This is a genomic window from Fusibacter paucivorans (assembly GCF_018390735.1).
In the GTDB taxonomy this organism is placed as follows: Bacteria; Bacillota; Clostridia; order Peptostreptococcales; family Acidaminobacteraceae; genus Fusibacter; species Fusibacter paucivorans.
Genome location: NZ_JAHBCL010000003.1, coordinates 95,180 through 113,735 on the forward strand (window position 1 = coordinate 95,180; position 18,556 = coordinate 113,735).

Genomic DNA, 18,556 nt, shown 5'->3' on the forward strand with positions numbered 1-18,556 from the left:
TTCATCTTAACCGCTCCACTAAATTCGGTTGTCTATTGAGTCATTACAAATTTTATCGTCGCAAACCGACGCAGCAGCCATCTTTTAGCTGCAGCTCTTCATTTCCCCTTGCGGCAAGTCGTTGCAGTCTCCCATTTTTACCAACATAAAAAGAAGGGGGCTAACGTTATTATATAACGAAACCCGCCTCCTCATCACATTTTATGCTTTCAATCATTGTTTTTTCGCTGCTAAGTATCCGTTGTCTAATCAGTCTTAGAACCTTTCAGTCTTTTGATCATTCAAATGCTTTGCCCCAGCAGCCAATCATATCACAGCCGTCAGTCTACTGAACAACTGGATACTCTTTGTTCGCCCAGCCGCTTGGTGCATTGGCTGCATTACCCATACCGCCGTTTAACGATACGGCATCATAGCCTAAAAATCTTAGTGCTGCCGTTGCCTGACCTGCTGTTTGACCTGTATAGCAGTAGACGACAATGGTTTTGTCCATTGGCAATTGTGCTTCGAATTCAGGAATCATCGCTTTGCCAAATGGAATGTTAATGGCACCTTCGATATGACCCGCTGCATAATCATCAGCACCTCTAACAGACAGGATAACGATGCTGTCATCACCGGCATCTACAAGCGCTTTCAGATTATCTTCTGAAATTTTATAATTCTTATAAGTAGTGTCTGCCACAGTCGCTAAACCTTCATAGTAACTTAAGATCGCTGCTTGAACAGGTGCTGCAATAGCCGTCACTTCATCTGTTAACGTTGTCGCCTCTGTAACAACCACTTCATCTACGCCTTCAACTTTTGAAATGCCAAGGTTCCAGCCGAGGTTTACGCTTCTCGCATCAAAACCGGCAAGGTTAAAAGCAACGACAGCTTGACCTGCGGTTTGACCTGTGTAGCAGTAAACAAAGACAGGTTTATCGCTAGGGATTTTCGCCATCTCTGTTGCAATGGCCGTTCCACCCCAAGGCATATTGACTGCGCCTTTTACATGGCCTGCTTCATAGTCTGCTGCACTGCGGATGTCGACAATTGTCATCTCATCGCCTGCTTTAACCATATCAATGAATTCGGCTTGCGCAATTTTGTAAATATGATCCGGCATTTCTGCATAGAGCTTTTCAATGCCAGTTGTCACTTCACTGACAACCGGATACGCTTTGTTCGCCCAGCCGCTTGGTGCATTGGCAGCATTGCCCATTCCGCCGTTTAACGATACGGCGTCGTAACCTAAGAGTCTGAGTGCTGCTGTTGTTTGACCTGCGGTTTGTCCTGTGTAACAATAGACGACAATGGTTTTGTCCATTGGCAGGGTATCAAAATCTGCTGCCATGGCTTTGCCAAACGGAATGTTTGCTGCACCGGCAATATGACCAGCTGCATAGTCAGCTGCTTTGCGGACAGAGAGAATGTAAATGCTGTCATCACCGGCATCTACCATTTCTTTTAAGCTGTCTTCAGAAACTTTGTAATTTTTGTATTTTGTATCACTAACGGCCGCAAGCCCTGCGTAGTAATCATCCAGCGCACTTTGCACATTGGCGTCAATGGCCGTTGCACCGGCTGTCAGCGTCGATGCTTCTGTCGTCGTAACGGCGTCAACACCATCTACTTTGGAAATGCCAAGGTTCCAGCCAAGGTTGACGCTTCTCGCATCAAAACCCGCGAGGTTTAATGTCATAACCGCTTGACCTGCGGTTTGACCTGTATAGCAATAGACGAAAACGGGCTTATCTGCCGGAATACTACTGAGCCCATCACTGATGGCCGTTCCCCACGGCATATTAACCGCACCTTCAATATGGCCTTTGCCATAGTCGTCAGCACCTCGGATATCTAAAATTGTCATTGCGTCGCCGGCTTTTACCATGTCGACAAAATCAGCTTGTGCGATTTTGTAAATATGGTCAGGCATATTATCATAATATGCGCCAACCAGTGACGCCATGTCAAAGGCCGCCTCGGCCGGTTCAGGTGCTTCAGGTGTTTCAGTGCTTTCCGGTGTTGTCGTCTCCGATGTACTCGGTGTTACTTCCATGCTCGCCGCAGGTGTTTCCGTGTTGCCGCATGCTGTCATCGAAAAGATTAAGACAATTGACAGGATAACCGCTAACCATTTTTTATTTATTTTCATAACCAATAGCCTCCCCACAGGATAATCATGATCCTTCTTGCTGTGTTACAGGCACTGCCTGCTCCACAGGTGTTGCCGGCGCACCCTGCTGTTCCCACTCTAGCCATGCACCGTCATAAATTTTGAGATTGCTGTAGCCAGCTTCATCGAGTAGCGCATAGGTCTGAGCCGCTCTAAAAGAAGACTTGCAGTAGAGAATGATTTCATCATCCTTTGAAAGTCCCAAATCTTTATAGAATAACCCAAGATCTCTTGACGACATAAAAGTACCGTCGCTGTAGAGATTTTTCGTATGCGCATAATTAATCGCCGTTGGAATATAGCCTGCCGCATATTCTGCTGCAGATCTGACATCTAAGATTTTGACATCATCTTGCGGCGCTTCACTAAGTGCCTTCACTTCTTCATAAGTCGCAATGATCGAAGTATCAGCCTCTTGTGCTTCATAAGTCGTTTCCGGCAGTACCGTCGCATCAGCCGATAGTGGCGCGCCTGCGTTTACAAGTGCCGAAGCGCCGCCATTGACAATCTGCACCGTTTGCTGAGGGCTGTACACTTTCACAGTCCACCAGATGCGTGCAGCACTAACGCCCATATTGTCATCATAGACGTAGAGCGTCGTGTTCTGATCAATGCCTTTTGAACCCAAAACAGCTTCGACTTGTTCCTTCGGCGCAAGGGTCGACGGAACAGGAACATCTGTAACGAGCTCTGCCGGCGATAACGAAACGGCTCCCTCGAGATGCCCTTTGTCATACGCCTCCTGGCCCCTTGCGTCAATGACGACAGCACCTTCCATCTGTGACAGCACTTGATCCGCCTCAATGACGTTCATCGTGCCCGGATAGGATGTATCATTCACGCAAGCCGCAACGATTAAGGCCGTAAAGACAAGCAATGTCAGCAGCTTAACCGTCGATTTTCGTTTTGTCATGTTGACCTCCAAAAACAAATTTGTGAGATTGTACTGGAGTATATTGTTAAAAGTTAAACAATTAAAGTGAAAAAAATAGGTTTTCACAGCTTTATTATAACGATTTATCCGGCAAAGCGGATACCGTATTTTCTTATATAGCATTCTATATTAGCATGACAGATTTTTAACAGTCTTTTAACAAGGCTGTACTTTCATCACTTTTTTCATTATGATAAAAGAGAGTGAAACGCTGATCTTTCAAGAGGTAGCTTCTATCCTCAGCACACTTAATCTTCAGGAGATTCGTGATTATTATGTTAAAAACACATGCAAAACAAGCTTATCAAAATACGATAAAATACCGCCACAGCCATCGGCCATTCGAAATACCGATCACCTTTTTTTCGCTCCTGATCTATTTTTTAGTGAATTTCATGACATTGTTGCGCTTTCCCACTGTTCATTCAGATGAACTTTGGCTCAAGGGCATTGCCGGCGCCGCCATGCGCGCGCAAAACCTTTGGGTAACAGAACCCTTTTTTGACCTCTATCCGCGTGTACCGCATCCTTTTCGTTGGCTTTATGTCGGTCTGCAATCGCTTTATCTGCGCTGCTTTGGCGATACGGTATTTGCCATGCGGCTTTTATCACTTACATTTGGCATGCTCTCGATTATAGCCTTTGCCTATTTCCTCAAGCAGTTAAAATTGCCCTATCAGTTGCCGACCTTGGCATTGATGTTCAATATTTCTTTTATCTATGCCCTGCATTTCGGCCGTCAGGAAACCATGATTTTATTTTTCATGATTGTCGCCTTGGGTTCCACATTAACCGGCGCTACCCTTTGGCCGGCCCTCATTGTCTTTCTCAGTATTGGCGTACATCCAAACAGTTTTTTAATCGCTGGGGCTGTTTCAGCCCTCATGGTATGGCAAATTGTTAACCAAAAGCGATCCATTAGACAGCTGTTTTACTTCGCAGGAATTCTGACGCTTCTCTTTTTATGTATAGTTGCCGTTGGTTCACTGGCAGTGCCGGGGTTTTTTTCGGCATATTTAAAATATGGCGCCGACCTTGGACTGAACAGCGCACCAACGCGCCGAACAGAATTATTCTTCTGGTTCTGGCAAAAGCTCTATCTGCGAACAGGCGGAACTTACGATTTAATGCACATCAAGCTCTGGCTCATCGCCGGGGCACTTCTGTTATTGTCACCGCTGATGACACGCAAGTTTACAGAAGCTCATGCCATTTTATTCGGCACGCTGCTGGCACTCTTTCTACTCGGTCGCAACAATCAGCTGGCCGTTCTGTTTGTAATCCCTTGGATTATCCTTGGCATCACACAGTATATTTATCGCAAACCTAGAGAAATCCACATTTTTATTCGCGAAAAGAATCGCCTTCAAGCTGGCAGGCAACGCTTAACCGCCATTATACTCTTAGGTGTTCTCATTTGGCACTGCTATGCCAATCTCTCCCTTTATGAACGCGAACGCCCATATCAGGTTCGTTACGATCAGATGGTTGCATCCTTAAAAAATGTACTCCCGGTTGATGCCGTCGTCCTCGGAAATCTCAATGCGATTGAAGCCGTCGATGAAACACATTTCTACGATCTTCGAAATCTCGGTTATCTCGACGCCGCCAACATCAGCCTAGAGGATTATATTCGCGATCGCAATATTCAGTATCTCATTATTCACGATGAGATGAATTATATCCGACAAACCTCGCCCACTTGGGATTTTCTCTATGTTAATACTCACTATTTTGATGCACTGTTCCAATTCATCGAAACGGAAACCGAACCTGTTCATACTTTTGAAAACCCGCTTTACGCGATGCGAATCGCCGCCTACAGCGGGACCTATCCTTGGCAGACGACTGTCTATAAAATTCACAATTCGTTTTATGAACACACTGACCAATAATCTTAAACGGCACCGATGCTTTTAGCATCCCTCGTTACCAACAGGTTTCGTTTATGACCGTCACCAATCTTATCGCTCATTGCGTCTGCCTTCAATGACCATGTTTTCGCCATTTTCATTCTGCCACTGCATCTTTTGAAAGACTCTTTTGAGATTTATCACTAAATCCGCTTCTGATGTCCCCGTGACAATTACATAGCCAGCCCTAGCAGAGGCGCTCTCTGTCGGCGGCACTGTTTCACCGACATCAAAATTGTAACCCGCGCTTAAAACATATGGCAGTGCTTCCACCACCTCAATCGGCGTTTGCGAAGTCACTTTCCCAGGATGGCAGAAGAAAAGCTGCGTACTGAAATATTGTATGTCCGTCAAATTCGGCATAACATCAACGCGTTTCGGCATGCTGCCAAAGACGCCTTCGATATTGAGTGACAGGATATCAACACCGGTTGCCGCAGGAATCGTAATGTCCTCATAAGCACCACCAAGCCGACAAGCAATTTCGTTGACGACGACACCGGCTTCACCAACCAGCATCTGAAAATAAATGGGACCGTCTAAAATATGAAATGCCTCACAAATTTGCTGTGTCAGCCGTTTAAAGGTTTCATCATAATATTTTATATGCTTCGAAGGATACTCATGCGCTGTACAAACGCCGATATGCAGATCCGGATGAAAGGTCACGCGATCTGTCACAGTCAGGCAAATCGCCTCGCCATTTATAACCCAGCCGCTGACGGTGACTTCTTCATTTGGGTAATACTGTTCTACCAGTATGACTGTCTCCCTTGAATGCTTTACGACCTCGCCGAAATGCGCCCGAATCGCCGCAATTGTATTGAGTTTGAATATGCCGCGCTGTCCTTGGGAATCGACGGGCTTTACCACATAGGGCGGCATAATGTGCGCGAGTTCAGCATCCTCAAAGGACGCATCAATTAAGGCAAAGGGCATCGTTGGAATCCCAGCCGTTTTAAAAATTGTTTTCATCGCTCGCTTGTTGGTCACATTGTACGCAACGTCCGAATCGATGAACCGCGGCAATGCCATTGCTTCTGCTGCTTTGACAACGCTCAGTAACGGCTGATCCGTTCCAACAGTAATCACCGCATCCACGGCTTGCTCTCTGGCACATTTTATGATCGCATCCGCATCAAAGGCGTCTGCCAAAACGGCAAGATCTGCCATCTGTTTTCCTTTTGACATCTCCGAATAATCTGCGACAAGGACTTGACACCCCCGCTTTTTTAGCGCTCTAATCCCGCTGATCTGGCAGCTTCCCGCCCCTACCATTAACACTTTTGACTGCATATTGCCGCCTCCTGTTTCATCATGATACCTATTTAAAGAAATGGCCTCATTGCCTTGAGATAAGCCCCTCACCTTCAACCTTCACGCCATCACAACTTACCAATAGTTTCAATTGGCTTAGCTGCACACCAACATCACTTTTTTTTAAACCCATAGTAGATAAAAAGCCGAATACCAATCCCAATAAGCCGCCAGAACCGATAGCCGGATTTGCCGAAGACACGCGGTGAACGGCTTACTGCCACATTGGCAATGCATCTTGCAAAGGGGATGAGCTCAGCGCTCAAATAAACAAAGCGCTTTTCGCCCATTGCTGCAACAGGCATATAAACACTTCGTGCAATAACCCGAAAACTGCTGACCCGCAATTCGCCAAGCGCATCCTTAAAACGCCATTTGAAAAATTTGCCAATCCAATGCGATCCTTGCCTTCGATAGTGCTGGTCCGTCCGATCAGAATAAATACCGAAAACGAGATCGGCGCCCTGCTCTGCTTCCTTCAGCAATTTAGGCAATGCGTCCACTGCGTGCTGCAAGTCATCATCCATGGTTATAACAAAATCACCACGACAATATCTAAGTCCCAAATAGAGCGCCATCTGCTGTCCACGGTTGTGTTTCAAATGCCTAACACGTACCTCAGCATGTCTCCTCGCATATTCTTTTAGTACTTCCGCAGTGCCGTCCGAACTGGCATCATTGATAACGACAATCTCATAAGGCGCCTCAGCTGCGTCAAAAAAAACGCGAAGCGAATCGAGGAGCAGTGCAATAGAGCGCTCACTGTTGAACGCTGGGATTAAAACACTGTATTTTAACGGCTTTACCATTGTCAAACACACCCTTTTTTGATAAAATCTTAACGGAAATAGTTAAGCGCATTGTAATAGTTTTACTGGAGGCATCTCATGCACAAAATAGATTGTTTTGGCGACATTTGTCCTGTGCCGGTTTTGAAGATGCAGCATGAAATCGAGCTGCTCAAACCTGGCGAAACGTTTCAATTGATCGTCGATCACAGTTGTGTTATCGCATCTGTTGAACAGCACCTCGCCAACACAACGCTAGCATACACCATCGATGAGGTGATGAACGGCGTGTGGGAAATCACCATTACCAGACCTAAAACCGTGTAAACGCCATCGATCTCGTCAACCGGCGTTTGAAATGATAAAAATCAGTTATCTTTCGTATGACTTATCATACGCAGAGAAAACTGATTTTTTTATTGCGGATAAACAAATAAATATGTAAAGCACTCTAACAGAAATCCTTTTCGCCATTTTCAACGAAGTAATTATAGACATCCGTCACTGGTTTTTGACGACTGCACTTCTGGCGCGTTACGAGATAAATATCATAATCGAGGTTAAATTTTCTCACTTCAACGACTTTGAATTTTTTCTCGTAAAGCTCTTTTTTGACTGACATATAGGGTAAGAAGCAAATGCCGAGCTGATTATTGACACTCGATTTGGCCGCCGGAATAGAATCAACTTTAAACATAATCGGGATCTGATCGATCGATAACCCAACATTTTTTAGCTGACTCTTTAGAAAAGATGAAATCGTTAATGCCTCATCATCCAGAAGCACCATTTCATGCCGCTGCAGCTCTTCAACATCAATAATATCCGGTACAGCGGATTCGCTATTCGCCACTAGGACGATATGTTCTTTACCGATCCGGCTGACGTCGAGGCGATCGTCACACGGTTCCTCAGTGACGAAGCACAGATCTGTCAGTTCATTAATCAAATCCGTTATCGACTCCATGTTCGATTTAGCGCGCATTTCAAAATTATAGGTTGGGAAATTCTTCTTAACCTTATAGAGAACACATGGCAGTGAATAATCTACCAATGAAAGATAACCGTTAATTCGGATGTTTTCAATGCTGTAAGCAAGCGCATCCAGTTCTTCCTTAAGCTTATCTTCAATGCGCAGCATCGTCCCGGAGTACTTAAAGAGTATGCGTCCTGCTTCTGTTGGCAAAACGCCTTTATTGCTCCGCTCCAAAAGCTGATACCCCAACTCATCTTCCAGCTTTTGAATGTTCTGGCTCAAAGCCGATTGAGAGATATGGCGATTAGCTGCAACCTTTGAAATACTCTTAGTCTCAACAACTTCTCTAAAATAAGCCAGTGCCGCTAAATTCATGAGTTACCCCTTTCTTAATTCATTATGAAGTTATGTGCGTAGATTTGGGTATCGTTTTTTCTTATATTGATTTGGAAATGCGACTGATGATTTTTTCAAATAAAATGTTATCATAATATTGTGAGATTGTTAAGAGTATAGCAAACTTTTATTTTAGGAGTGTGACAAATGGCTGAAGTCAGTAGAGCTTCAAGACGTGGTTCAAATCGAAATCGAAAGCCAAAGAAAAATCAGATTCCCTTTGGTGTCTTACTGGCACTATTCGTCGTCGTCGTCGCCATCATCCTGAATGCCAAATCATCAACATTGGCACTATTCTGGATTACCGGTACGGCTTTCGGCTTTGTTCTTCAAAAGGGACGTTTCTGTTTTACCGCATCCATGCGCGATCCTTATTTAACGGGAAGCACTTCGTTAACCCGTGCCGTTATCATTGCCTTTGCCTTAACAACCATAGGCTTTACGGCTATTAAATACGGCTATGCGGCGCAAGGACTACCTATTCCGGGAATGAGCTACGTTGCACCAATTAGTATAGCAACACTTATCGGCGCATTCATGTTCGGTGTAGGCATGGTTATCGCAGGCGGTTGTGCTTCCGGTACGCTGATGCGCGTCGGCGAAGGTTTTTATATGAATATGATTTCACTGGTCTTCTTCGTGGTTGGTTCCCTTTTGGGCGCCCATGACTATGGCTGGTGGAAAGAGCACTTTATTTCAAAAGGGCCATCCGTGTTCCTACCGGATGTGTTTGGATGGATGGGTGCAGTCGTCCTGCAACTACTCGTTTTAATGGCACTTTACGTCATTGCAGAAAAATACGAGGCAAAACGCGGCGGCGCTGGTCATTAACGACAATGTTATCGACAAAGACGAATTACTTATATTATATCATTATGGAGGCTCATTATGAAAGAAGTTATGTTAGATTGCTACGGTGAAGCGTGTCCAGTACCGCTCGTAAAAGCTCAAAATAAATTAAACGAACTCGAACTCGGCGATGTACTCATCGTTCAAATCGACCACAGCTGCGCCATGAAAAACGTCCCTGAATGGGCGCGCAAAGAAGGCTATAACGTTGAAGTTGAAGAAGTAGACGACGGCGAATGGGAAGTTATCATCGAAAAAAATAAATAAGCATACTGTGCTGAAACAACGGCATCTTTCACCGAAACGCAGACGATCCTATGTGATTATCGGCTGATAGATCCTCTAGAGAGAAAAAATAAACACGTATTGAAAAACTGTCTTAAGAAACTAAAAACCTGTTATTAAATTATCAAATCAGTTTCTGTTTAAGCATTAAACAGATCTCTATAAACGAAAAGAAAGAAGGCTCATTATGAAAGAAGTTATGTTAGATTGTTACGGTGAAGCGTGTCCAGTACCGCTCGTGAAAGCTCAAAATAAATTAAACGAACTCGAACTCGGCGATGTACTCATCGTTCAAATCGACCACAGCTGTGCCATGAAAAACGTCCCTGAATGGGCGCGCAAAGAAGGCTATAACGTTGAAGTTGAAGAAGTAGATGACGGCGAGTGGGAAGTCATCATCGAAAAAAATAAATAAGCACCCTTCTGGAGGTGAACTTTTTTGGAAAATAAACAAGTTAAATTTTTTGACCGCGTCAAAAAAAATGACTACTATCTCAAATGGATTAAGAGTCCGTTTACCTATGTTACCGCTGCGGTGCTTTTGTCACTATTTCAAATCGTAACCCTTGCCGCGACTGGTAATCCATGGGGCGTTTCAGGCGTCTTCGCTTATTGGGGCGCGTGGGTCTACGAAGCAATTGGCGGCAGTGTTGACAAATGGTATTACTTTGCGAGTTCCGGTGCACAGGCAACGCTCGAAAATGGCTTTTTAAATCATGCCGGTACCTTCCGCAACCTCGGTATTATTTTCGGCGCATTAGCGGCAACGCTTCTAGCATCCGGCTTTAAAATCAAAAAAATAAAATCAAAAAAACAGATCATTGCTGCGACGCTTGGCGGCTTACTCATGGGGTATGGCGCACGATTGGCAGCAGGCTGCAACATCGGCGCACTTTACAGTGGGATCGCATCGCTTTCGCTTTCAGGATGGGTTTTTGCCATTGGCATGTTCTTTGGCGCTATTGTCGGCAGTAAACTACTCGTAAAATACTTTATGTAATCATTCACATAATCTTGTTGTCATGCCCAAAGCCTATCGTCACATGATTGGTTCAATTGATATGTGACGAAGCGGCGGGCTATCATCTGATATTCCTATTTTATAGAATGTGAGGCAATATATGGCTAGAGAAAAAATCGTTGAGCATTATGACGTGATTATTATCGGCGGCGGTCCGGCTGGATTAAGCGCTGCGATTTATGCCGGTAGGGCAAGACTTAAAACACTCTTGCTTGAAAAGGCACTGGTAGGCGGCTTGGCTACCTACACCAATGAAATTGCAAACTATCCTGGTTTTCCAGATGCACCTAAGGGCGAGGCTATCACAGACCTCATGAAAGCACAGGCAAAAAATATGGACGTCAAGTTCAAATTAACAGCTGTTTCAAGTGTTCAGCTCGAAGGTGATGAAAAAATCGTCGAAACGTTTAGAAATAAATATATTGGTAAAACCGTCATTATCGCAACTGGCGGACGCCCAAGAACGACCGGCGCCTTAAATGAGGAAGGCTTCTTATTTGATAAAGGGATCAGCTTCTGTGCAACATGTGATGCCGCTGCAAACACCGACAAGCATGTCGTCGTTATCGGTTCCGGTGACGCTGCCATTGAAGAAGGTATGTTCCTTACGAAATTTGCGCGAAAAGTTACCGTTTCCGTCATGCACGATGAAGGCAAGATGGATTGCAATGAGATCGCTAAGGAAGCAGCGCTCGCCAATCCTAAGATGGCATTTGTCTGGAATTCAGTCGTTTCACGTTTTGAGGGTGATGAGCACCTCAAAACAGTCGTTCTAAAAAATGTTAAAACCGATGAAGAAATTCCAATTGACTGCGACAACTGTTTCGAATTTATTGGGTATCTGCCAAACACAGAACTCTTTGAAGGGCAAATCACCATGACCAATCGCAAATACATTCCGGTTAATGAGAAAAAAGAAACCAACATCGAAGGTGTCTTTGCCGTTGGCGACGTTACGGATAAATGGCTTAAGCAAATTGCAACAGCTGTTGGCGACGGTGCCATTGCCGGGACTGCGGCAGAACGTTATATCGCCGAAAAAGAAATCTTCGAAAATCGAATTCTCCAAAAAGAAAAGCCAGGTCTCATTTATGTTTACAATGCGATTGACGCGCCTTCGAGAGATTTTCTCACGCGCATTGAAGCCATTGAAACATCCAAGGCAGGCGCTATAGCCGTCAACCGCATTGACGTGTATAAGTCAAACGGGATTGCACTAAAACTCAACGTCGATCAAGTACCGGCTGTCGTCATTACAAAAGAAGGCGTCATTACCGAAAAACTTTATGATCTTGATGAACAAAAAATACTTTCTTTCCTATAATAGATGTCTATATTTGCTTTAACGCAAAATCCCCGCTCAGATTACTATCCGAGCGGGGATTTTGATGTATTCGTGATAATCGGTTTAGAACACTGCAAATCTGTAAACTAAATCTTATGAGATCAGAAGCTTTGAACTTTAAACATTTTTGCAGACACTTCTACTGCTTTACAGATTCAGAATAGCACGCGCTTCTGACGGCGTCGCCACAGTATTGCCGTAAGTTTCGACAATTTTTCTCGCACGTTTGACAAACTGCACATTCCCCTCTGCCAAGACACCTTTTGAGTAAAAGACGTTGTCTTCCATCCCTACGCGCAAGTGTCCGCCTAGCGCTACCGTCGCATACATGATTTCCATTGCGCTGGCGCCTACACCGAAGGCACTCCACGTTGAATCCGGTGCAACAGTGCGCATGGTTTCCACCATAAAAAGCAGGTTTTTAAGCGAACCTCTGATACCACCCGCAGCGCCCATGCACATTTGAAAGTGGAGCGGCGCCTTTAGGACCCCTTTTTTTAAATAATAGGCCGCATTGTAAATCATACCAGGATCAAATGCTTCAATTTCCGGTTTCACACCACATGCCTGCATTGTTTCACCCAGCGCCTCAAGAAAATGCGGCGGGTTCAGAAAAAGTGCATGATGCTGCCAATTCATCGAACCGCAGTCAAATGTGCCAATATCCGGCCTCAGTTCTTTTAAATGCTGCATGCGCGTTTCGTCCGTCGCATGGAGGTCACCTGAAGTCGTCATATTGACAACGATATCACAATCCTTATAGGCACGAATATATGCCAGTGTCTCCCGAAATTTCTCAACATTCATCGTGCCATTGCCTGCGTCATCACGCATGTGAAGATGGCAGATCGCTGCGCCTGCCTGCCAGCACCTATAAACATCATCCGCAATTTCCCGCGGCGTCATGGGAATATTGGGATTATCTGTTTTCTTGGGCCATGCCCCTGTTGTCGCCACTGTGATAATGGTCTTTTGCATCGGATCACTCCTTCCCACTCATAATGTTAGTGATTGTTTTCATTCTGCTCAGTTAAGTTAAAAGCCTTCGCTAACTCCTTTGCACTTTCTTACCTTTGTTTTTTTAACGACTTCGAATGCTTAATCATATGTCTGTACACTGTCGAATATGCACCTTTCATTCATTAGGCTTTACTAAATTGTTCAATGGCTTTTCGACCTTTTGGCGTAATCATCAGTTTCCTTTTAAAGAGTCCTTTTTCTTCGATATAACCTCGACGCGTCAAGTGTGAAGAGATTGCCGCCATTTGCATCGAGGCAATGCCGTTCTTTTCTACAAATGCCGCTTGGTGTTCCGGGTTGCGCTCAACTGTCTTTAAAAGTTCTAAATACATGGGCGATAAAAACTGCACCGATAACTGCCTCTCGTGTTCACTCAGCGGATCGAGTGCTTTTTGTCCTTTCTCCGTTAGCTCAAATGTAAAGAAATTAGATCCCGTCAGCCCCATGCGCATCAAATAACCGCCTCGATCCAACCTTTCAACGGCTGCACCGGAAATTTTCGAATCTACACCGAGTGAGTCTGTAATATCAGCCATATACTGATGTCCAAGACGCATTAATGTCAAGATTTCCAAATCAATCTTTTCGAGTTTCACATCTAAACGATTATGATCATTCGGGATGCGTTCCCAGCTTTGTTCCCCGTAATAACGCGGTTTGCCAAAATAAGATGCAATAACGGCAACGATCAATGTTACGGCAAGCCCCAACGTTGCTAAAAAAACATACTGTCCAATCGAAAAGATTTTTGTTAAATCCAGTAACGTAAAGACAGCCATCGTCACCATACCACACACAGCTCCCCAAAGAGCACCTTTTGCATTAAATTTCGGCCAAATAGCACCAAGTCCCAGCAATACTGCCGGCGGCACGAGCCATGAATTGGCAAAAGCAAAGAGATAGGTCGGTCCACCTGGAAATTGACATAATATAAACGTGACAATCCCGACAAAGAGCATAATAATTTTCGACATTTTTAGTTTTTTTGCAGCATCTGCATTGGGATTGATAATACGCTGATAAATATCGCGATTGGCAACGGCAGAAGCCCCAAGTGCCGAAGTTGATGCTGTCGAAATCGATGCCGCGCAGGCACTAATCACTACAATACTGCCGAAGAGCGGCATAAAGGTGCTTGCGATAAAGCCGTAAGTTCCCGTTGCCAGAATGCGACCACCATTGAAAGTAAGCATTTCTGGGTAAAAAGCTCCCATATAGCTTCCGACAAAACTCAACGGAATCATAAAAATGATCAACAGAATAATTGCTGCCAAAACAAACGATTTCCGTGCGACGTGTTCACTTCGACAATTGGCGATTTTCATCCAATAGTAATTGTTCCCCCAGACGAGTGCCGCCGCAAAGCAGATAAAGAAATTGAGGAATGAAGGATACGTCAACTTCATACCGGCAAGCTGACCGGCAAAGCCATCTGTTCCCAACGCGCCCGGCCCCCAGTTCGCCGCTAATGCCTCAGTCCATCCGAAACGACTTGCTAATAAAAAGAAGACCGTTGGCACGACAATGACGCCAATGGTAATTTGGAATAAATCTGTAATCGTCGTCGCCCAGAGTCCGGAAATAAACGTAAAAATGATAATGACACCAAAAATAACTGCCGTAATCAACGGGCGGCTCCATCCCGTAAATGCCGCTATATTGTCAACACTTGAAACGACGTTGTTTGCCATAATTCCGCACATACCGATAACCGATGTAATGGCAACCACCGATCGCGTCTTGCTGTCATACCGCATCTCCAAATACTCCGGCAATGTTTGTGCACCGCTTCTGCGAATAAAATTCGAATACAGAAGGCCAAAGAGCATAAGCCCGCATATTGCATAAACGGCACCCCAGCCAATCCCGCCAATCAGACCATAATTAAGTGTAAAAGCCGGCGCCAGCGTCACCGTCGTGCCGGCGAAGCCAATCGCACAAACGCCAACAATATTAATAGGTGTTGAAATTTCCCGTCCCGCTAAGACAAAATCTGAAGATTCTTTAACCCATTTTTTACTAAAAAGACCTGCGCCGATAAGAAATCCGCAAAAGATAACGAAAATGATGATAAATATTGTACTAGACCCCATGATAAATAACCCTCACTTTCTACTCAATAAAAGCAACCGCACGACACCACCCGGCACTTGCCGCCTTAATTTTAACAGGCAGACAGCTGACTTTAAAACCAAATGCCGGCAATTGATCTAAATTCGTCATTTTTTCAATATGACAATAAGCTTTGATTCTGCCAACGCGATGCGCTTCCCAAATAATATCAACATCACGCGATTCCGCAAATCGCTCTGCCTCAAACGGCAGCGGTACATCCCAGCTCCAGCCATCTGTCCCAACGACGTGTACACCATGTTCAATGAGCCAAAGTGTTGCTTCTGCGCTCATTCCGGCACCTGCAAGCAAATACTCGGGTTTTCCCCACTGCTTATCAGCACCTGTTTGCAGCAGTACAATATCGCCTTCTTTCAACTGATAATCAATTTCTTTGAAATACATCTCAACATCTTCTGCCGTAATCTTGTAGCCGTCCGGCTTGCTGCTGAAATCCATCTTAACACCATCGCCAAGACACCATTCAAGCGGGATTTCATCAATGGTCCAAGCGCGTTCTCCGCCGTTCATCGTCGGATAATAATGGTAGGGGGCGTCAAGATGTGTGCCGGAATGCGTCGTGAGCTGAATGTTCTCAATCGCCCAGCCATTACCTTCCGGCAAGTCATCAACGGTGATATTGTCATTAAAGTAGGTTGTCATCGATTGTGCCGTGTCTTTGTGATTCAAATACTCAATTCTTGGAATTTGAGGTTTTGGATCGCTTGGCAAACCATCCTCCACGGCGATTGACAAATCAATGATTTTCATATGCTGACTCCTTTCCATCCTATCTGTCATTGATAGACCCGTCTATCAGTGACCTCTTTTAGTAACATCATTTACTATTGCAAAGGTGATGCCAAAATCATGATCGCGGAAAACCCCTGCAATATCAGGCTTTTATCAGCAGCATTAATATTAGCAGCATTACAGGTGTCAATATTTGTGTACACGATTTCATACATAAAAGCCGTGGAAACATTGTATTTTTAAGGCATTTACGCCGTGTCAATATATATTGACACGTAAATATTTATTGACACATCATAAAGCCTCAGCCTATAATGAAGTCAAAAGCGAGTGTTTGTCGGACCATCTTTTTGCATTAGCGTGTGGGAGGCATTGATGTCAAAAAACAAATTGTCTTTTGAAATTATGCAGGAATTCATCAATCAGTTAGACGGCATGGCCGTTCTCGACAAGGAAGGTTATTATACGTACGTTAGCCCGGGCTGGGAGCGCTACACAGGTTTTCATGCATCAGAAGTACTCGGTCGCAAAGTATGGGAAATCATCCCTGAAAGCCATGCGACAGAAGTTTTTCAAACCGGTAAAGCCGTCACCCGCGGCTTAGTGTCCTTTAACGGTATCCCCGCATTCACCACCTATTTTCCGCGGTTTGACCAAAACGGCGAACTCTGCGGCATTATGCTCTACATCGTTATCCAAGGCAAAGAAAGCGTCGCCCAGTTTCAAACGCGAATCATCGCCTTATCTTCTCAAATTGAATTCTACCGCAAAGAGCTTTCAATGGAGCGTGGCGCCAAATACAACCTTGACAATATCATTGGCGAAAGCAAGGCCATCTTGGATCTCAAACATAAAATCCTGCAGGCTTCTCGATCCTCCTCTACCGTACTTATCGAGGGCGAAACAGGCAGCGGTAAAGAGTTGATCGCTCATGCCATTCATACACTCAGTCCAAGATGCAGCGCCAATTTCGTGCGTGTCAATTGTTCTGCTATTCCCAATGAACTTATGGAATCTGAATTCTTTGGCTATGCCGCCGGTGCGTTTACCGGCGCTTCTCGAAAAGGCAAAATTGGACGATTTGAGCTCGCCGACAGTGGAACACTTTTTTTAGACGAGATCAATCTGCTGCCTATGACGATGCAGCCGAAATTTTTGAGGGTTTTGCAAGAACACGAGATTGATCCCGTCGGCAGTTTAAAAAGTCAATTCGTCGATGTTCGCGTCATTGCCGCATCCAATATTGAATTGGAACAATTGGTTGAAAAGGGCAGTTTTCGAAGTGACCTCTACTATCGCCTCAATGTTATTCGCATTTCAGCGCCCCCATTACGGACACGCAAAGAAGATATTCCGCTGCTGGTTCAAAATTTTATCAGCCGACTCAATAAGCAGCTCGGTATGATGATTGGCGATATTGGTTCAGAGGCTTTAAACTTTTTAATGGCTTATGATTGGCCGGGCAATGTCCGTGAACTTCAAAACGCAGTGGAAAGTGCTATGAATCAGACAGACCACACTATTTTAACCATCAAAGACTTTTCACAGCTCACCGAACGAATCCGTATGCGTGAACGCAAACAGGCCGTTACCCATTACAAACTGATTCCCGCAAAACAAGCATTTGAAAAAAGCCTTATCCAAGATGCGCTAATGGCTTGTGAAGGCAATCGAAAAAAAGCTGCGGAACTGCTCGGTATTTCACGAACGATGCTTTACAATAAGATGGCGCAGTATGAAATTGGGGATTCCTGACTGTTGCTTGTCATTTAAAACCTTTGCCGATATAATAGTGGGTACTGGTTATTGCTTTGCCATCATACACGCAGCGTCATAAAATAAGGATGGCGCCAATTGAAAAAGTACTTTCCGAAGGAGTGATCATATGCCCAAGATGACAAATCGTGCCAAAAAGGCAATTGCAACAAAAAAACGCATCTATGAATGTGGTGTAAAATTAATGCACGAAAAGGGATTCGGTGAAATCACCATTAGTGAAATTGCTAAAGAAGCGGGTATATCTGTTGGTACGTACTATTACTATTTCGATTCAAAGACAGACTTGTTCAAAGAGATTTTCAGCCGCGTTGATGACTTTTTTATGACATGGGTTAAAGAACCTATGCAAAGCGACAGCTATAGCGAACGCATCATTAGCTTTTTTGAACACTATGCAAAACTTGTTGAAGATGATGGCATCACAACCATTCGAAAACTATATACACCTGAAAATAAAATGTTTACCGTTGAAGGCCAATTCATGCAAAATGTCCTTAAAGAAGTCATCGAGGAAGGGCAGCGATCCGGTGAACTCAACACCTTATACAGCGCCCAGCGCTATACGAATTATCTCTTTGTCGTCGGCAGGGGAATCGTCTTCGAGTGGTGTTTAAGAGACGGGAAATTTGATTTAAAACAACAGTTTCGAACCATTATTAGTTTAGTTGTTAAGAGTATGGCCAAATAAGTGAGAACATTGCCGTATTCACTTATTTTTAAGTATTTGCTCATAAGAAAAAACGGACACATTAAATGTCCGTTTTTTTGTATGATTGCCGCCTAAGGAAACCTGCATTATTCAAATTATAAACCTTTCACGCCAACACCGCTAGCTTTTGCCATGCGTGCATTCAATATATTGCAGTGAAAAATCAGCAAAAGATGATTGTGCACTTTCCTGTCTATTTGT

General features: G+C 44.4%; 17 protein-coding genes. 9 read left to right on the top strand and 8 right to left on the bottom strand.

Translation table 11 applies throughout. The annotated features are described in order from the left end of the window. Positions 1-325: 325 nt before the first annotated feature. Complete coding sequence (locus KHM83_RS19645) at positions 326-2,137, bottom strand: rhodanese-like domain-containing protein (protein ID WP_246542835.1); 1,812 nt, start codon at positions 2,135-2,137, stop codon at positions 326-328. Between the two features lie 25 nt (positions 2,138-2,162). Continuing rightward, positions 2,163-3,071, bottom strand: a complete 909-nt coding sequence (locus KHM83_RS02595; RefSeq protein WP_213235351.1) for a sulfurtransferase — start codon at positions 3,069-3,071, stop codon at positions 2,163-2,165. A 296-nt stretch (positions 3,072-3,367) separates the two neighbouring features. Between KHM83_RS02595 and KHM83_RS02600 the strand changes: the two genes are divergently transcribed. Then, positions 3,368-4,987 (top strand): ArnT family glycosyltransferase, encoded by a 1,620-nt coding sequence (locus KHM83_RS02600; RefSeq protein WP_213235352.1) that lies wholly within the window; start codon positions 3,368-3,370, stop codon positions 4,985-4,987. A gap of 69 nt (positions 4,988-5,056) precedes the next feature. Here the strand turns inward: KHM83_RS02600 and KHM83_RS02605 are convergent, their stop codons facing one another. Then, positions 5,057-6,301: an ATP-grasp domain-containing protein gene (locus KHM83_RS02605; protein WP_213235353.1), complete on the bottom strand. Its 1,245-nt coding sequence runs from the start codon at positions 6,299-6,301 to the stop codon at positions 5,057-5,059. Positions 6,302-6,435: 134 nt separating this feature from the next. After that, a complete protein-coding gene (locus tag KHM83_RS02610; RefSeq protein ID WP_213235354.1) occupies positions 6,436-7,131 on the bottom strand; it encodes a glycosyltransferase family 2 protein in 696 nt (231 codons plus the stop codon). A gap of 78 nt (positions 7,132-7,209) precedes the next feature. Between KHM83_RS02610 and KHM83_RS02615 the strand changes: the two genes are divergently transcribed. Then, complete coding sequence (locus tag KHM83_RS02615; protein ID WP_213235355.1) at positions 7,210-7,437, top strand: sulfurtransferase TusA family protein; 228 nt, start codon at positions 7,210-7,212, stop codon at positions 7,435-7,437. Between the two features lie 124 nt (positions 7,438-7,561). Here the strand turns inward: KHM83_RS02615 and KHM83_RS02620 are convergent, their stop codons facing one another. Next, positions 7,562-8,461, bottom strand: a complete 900-nt coding sequence (locus KHM83_RS02620) for a LysR family transcriptional regulator (RefSeq protein ID WP_213235356.1) — start codon at positions 8,459-8,461, stop codon at positions 7,562-7,564. Positions 8,462-8,629: 168 nt separating this feature from the next. On the opposite strand from KHM83_RS02620, the gene KHM83_RS02625 reads away from it, so the two are divergent. The 5 genes from KHM83_RS02625 (at position 8,630) to KHM83_RS02645 (ending at position 11,961) form a co-directional block, all read left to right on the top strand. Further along, positions 8,630-9,313, top strand: coding sequence for a YeeE/YedE thiosulfate transporter family protein (locus tag KHM83_RS02625; protein ID WP_213235357.1), 684 nt, complete (start codon positions 8,630-8,632; stop codon positions 9,311-9,313). A 57-nt stretch (positions 9,314-9,370) separates the two neighbouring features. After that, complete coding sequence (locus KHM83_RS02630) at positions 9,371-9,598, top strand: sulfurtransferase TusA family protein (protein WP_213235358.1); 228 nt, start codon at positions 9,371-9,373, stop codon at positions 9,596-9,598. Positions 9,599-9,803: 205 nt separating this feature from the next. After that, positions 9,804-10,031, top strand: coding sequence for a sulfurtransferase TusA family protein (locus KHM83_RS02635; RefSeq protein WP_213235358.1), 228 nt, complete (start codon positions 9,804-9,806; stop codon positions 10,029-10,031). 24 nt (positions 10,032-10,055) lie between these two features. Beyond that, entirely contained in the window at positions 10,056-10,616 is a 561-nt protein-coding gene (locus tag KHM83_RS02640) for a YeeE/YedE thiosulfate transporter family protein (RefSeq protein WP_213235359.1), read from the top strand. Positions 10,617-10,737: 121 nt separating this feature from the next. Continuing rightward, positions 10,738-11,961 carry an FAD-dependent oxidoreductase gene (locus KHM83_RS02645; RefSeq protein ID WP_213235360.1) on the top strand — a complete coding sequence of 408 codons (1,224 nt, stop codon included), beginning with the start codon at positions 10,738-10,740 and terminating at the stop codon, positions 11,959-11,961. A gap of 168 nt (positions 11,962-12,129) precedes the next feature. Here KHM83_RS02645 and KHM83_RS02650 read toward each other — a convergent pair whose 3' ends face one another. The 3 genes from KHM83_RS02650 to KHM83_RS02660 all read right to left on the bottom strand — a co-directional run bounded on the left by KHM83_RS02650 (position 12,130) and on the right by KHM83_RS02660 (position 15,885). Next, positions 12,130-12,960, bottom strand: coding sequence for a beta-keto acid cleavage family enzyme (locus tag KHM83_RS02650; protein ID WP_213235361.1), 831 nt, complete (start codon positions 12,958-12,960; stop codon positions 12,130-12,132). A gap of 164 nt (positions 12,961-13,124) precedes the next feature. Continuing rightward, a complete protein-coding gene (locus KHM83_RS02655) occupies positions 13,125-15,095 on the bottom strand; it encodes a sodium:solute symporter family protein (RefSeq protein ID WP_213235362.1) in 1,971 nt (656 codons plus the stop codon). A 19-nt stretch (positions 15,096-15,114) separates the two neighbouring features. Then, positions 15,115-15,885: a cyclase family protein gene (locus KHM83_RS02660; protein WP_213235363.1), complete on the bottom strand. Its 771-nt coding sequence runs from the start codon at positions 15,883-15,885 to the stop codon at positions 15,115-15,117. Positions 15,886-16,242: 357 nt separating this feature from the next. Here KHM83_RS02660 and KHM83_RS02665 point away from each other — a divergent pair, with 357 nt between their 5' ends. Then, a complete protein-coding gene (locus tag KHM83_RS02665; RefSeq protein WP_246542836.1) occupies positions 16,243-17,622 on the top strand; it encodes a sigma-54 interaction domain-containing protein in 1,380 nt (459 codons plus the stop codon). Between the two features lie 130 nt (positions 17,623-17,752). After that, on the top strand, positions 17,753-18,334 hold the full coding sequence (locus KHM83_RS02670) for a TetR/AcrR family transcriptional regulator (RefSeq protein ID WP_213235364.1): 582 nt from the start codon (positions 17,753-17,755) through the stop codon (positions 18,332-18,334). Positions 18,335-18,556: the final 222 nt, after the last annotated feature.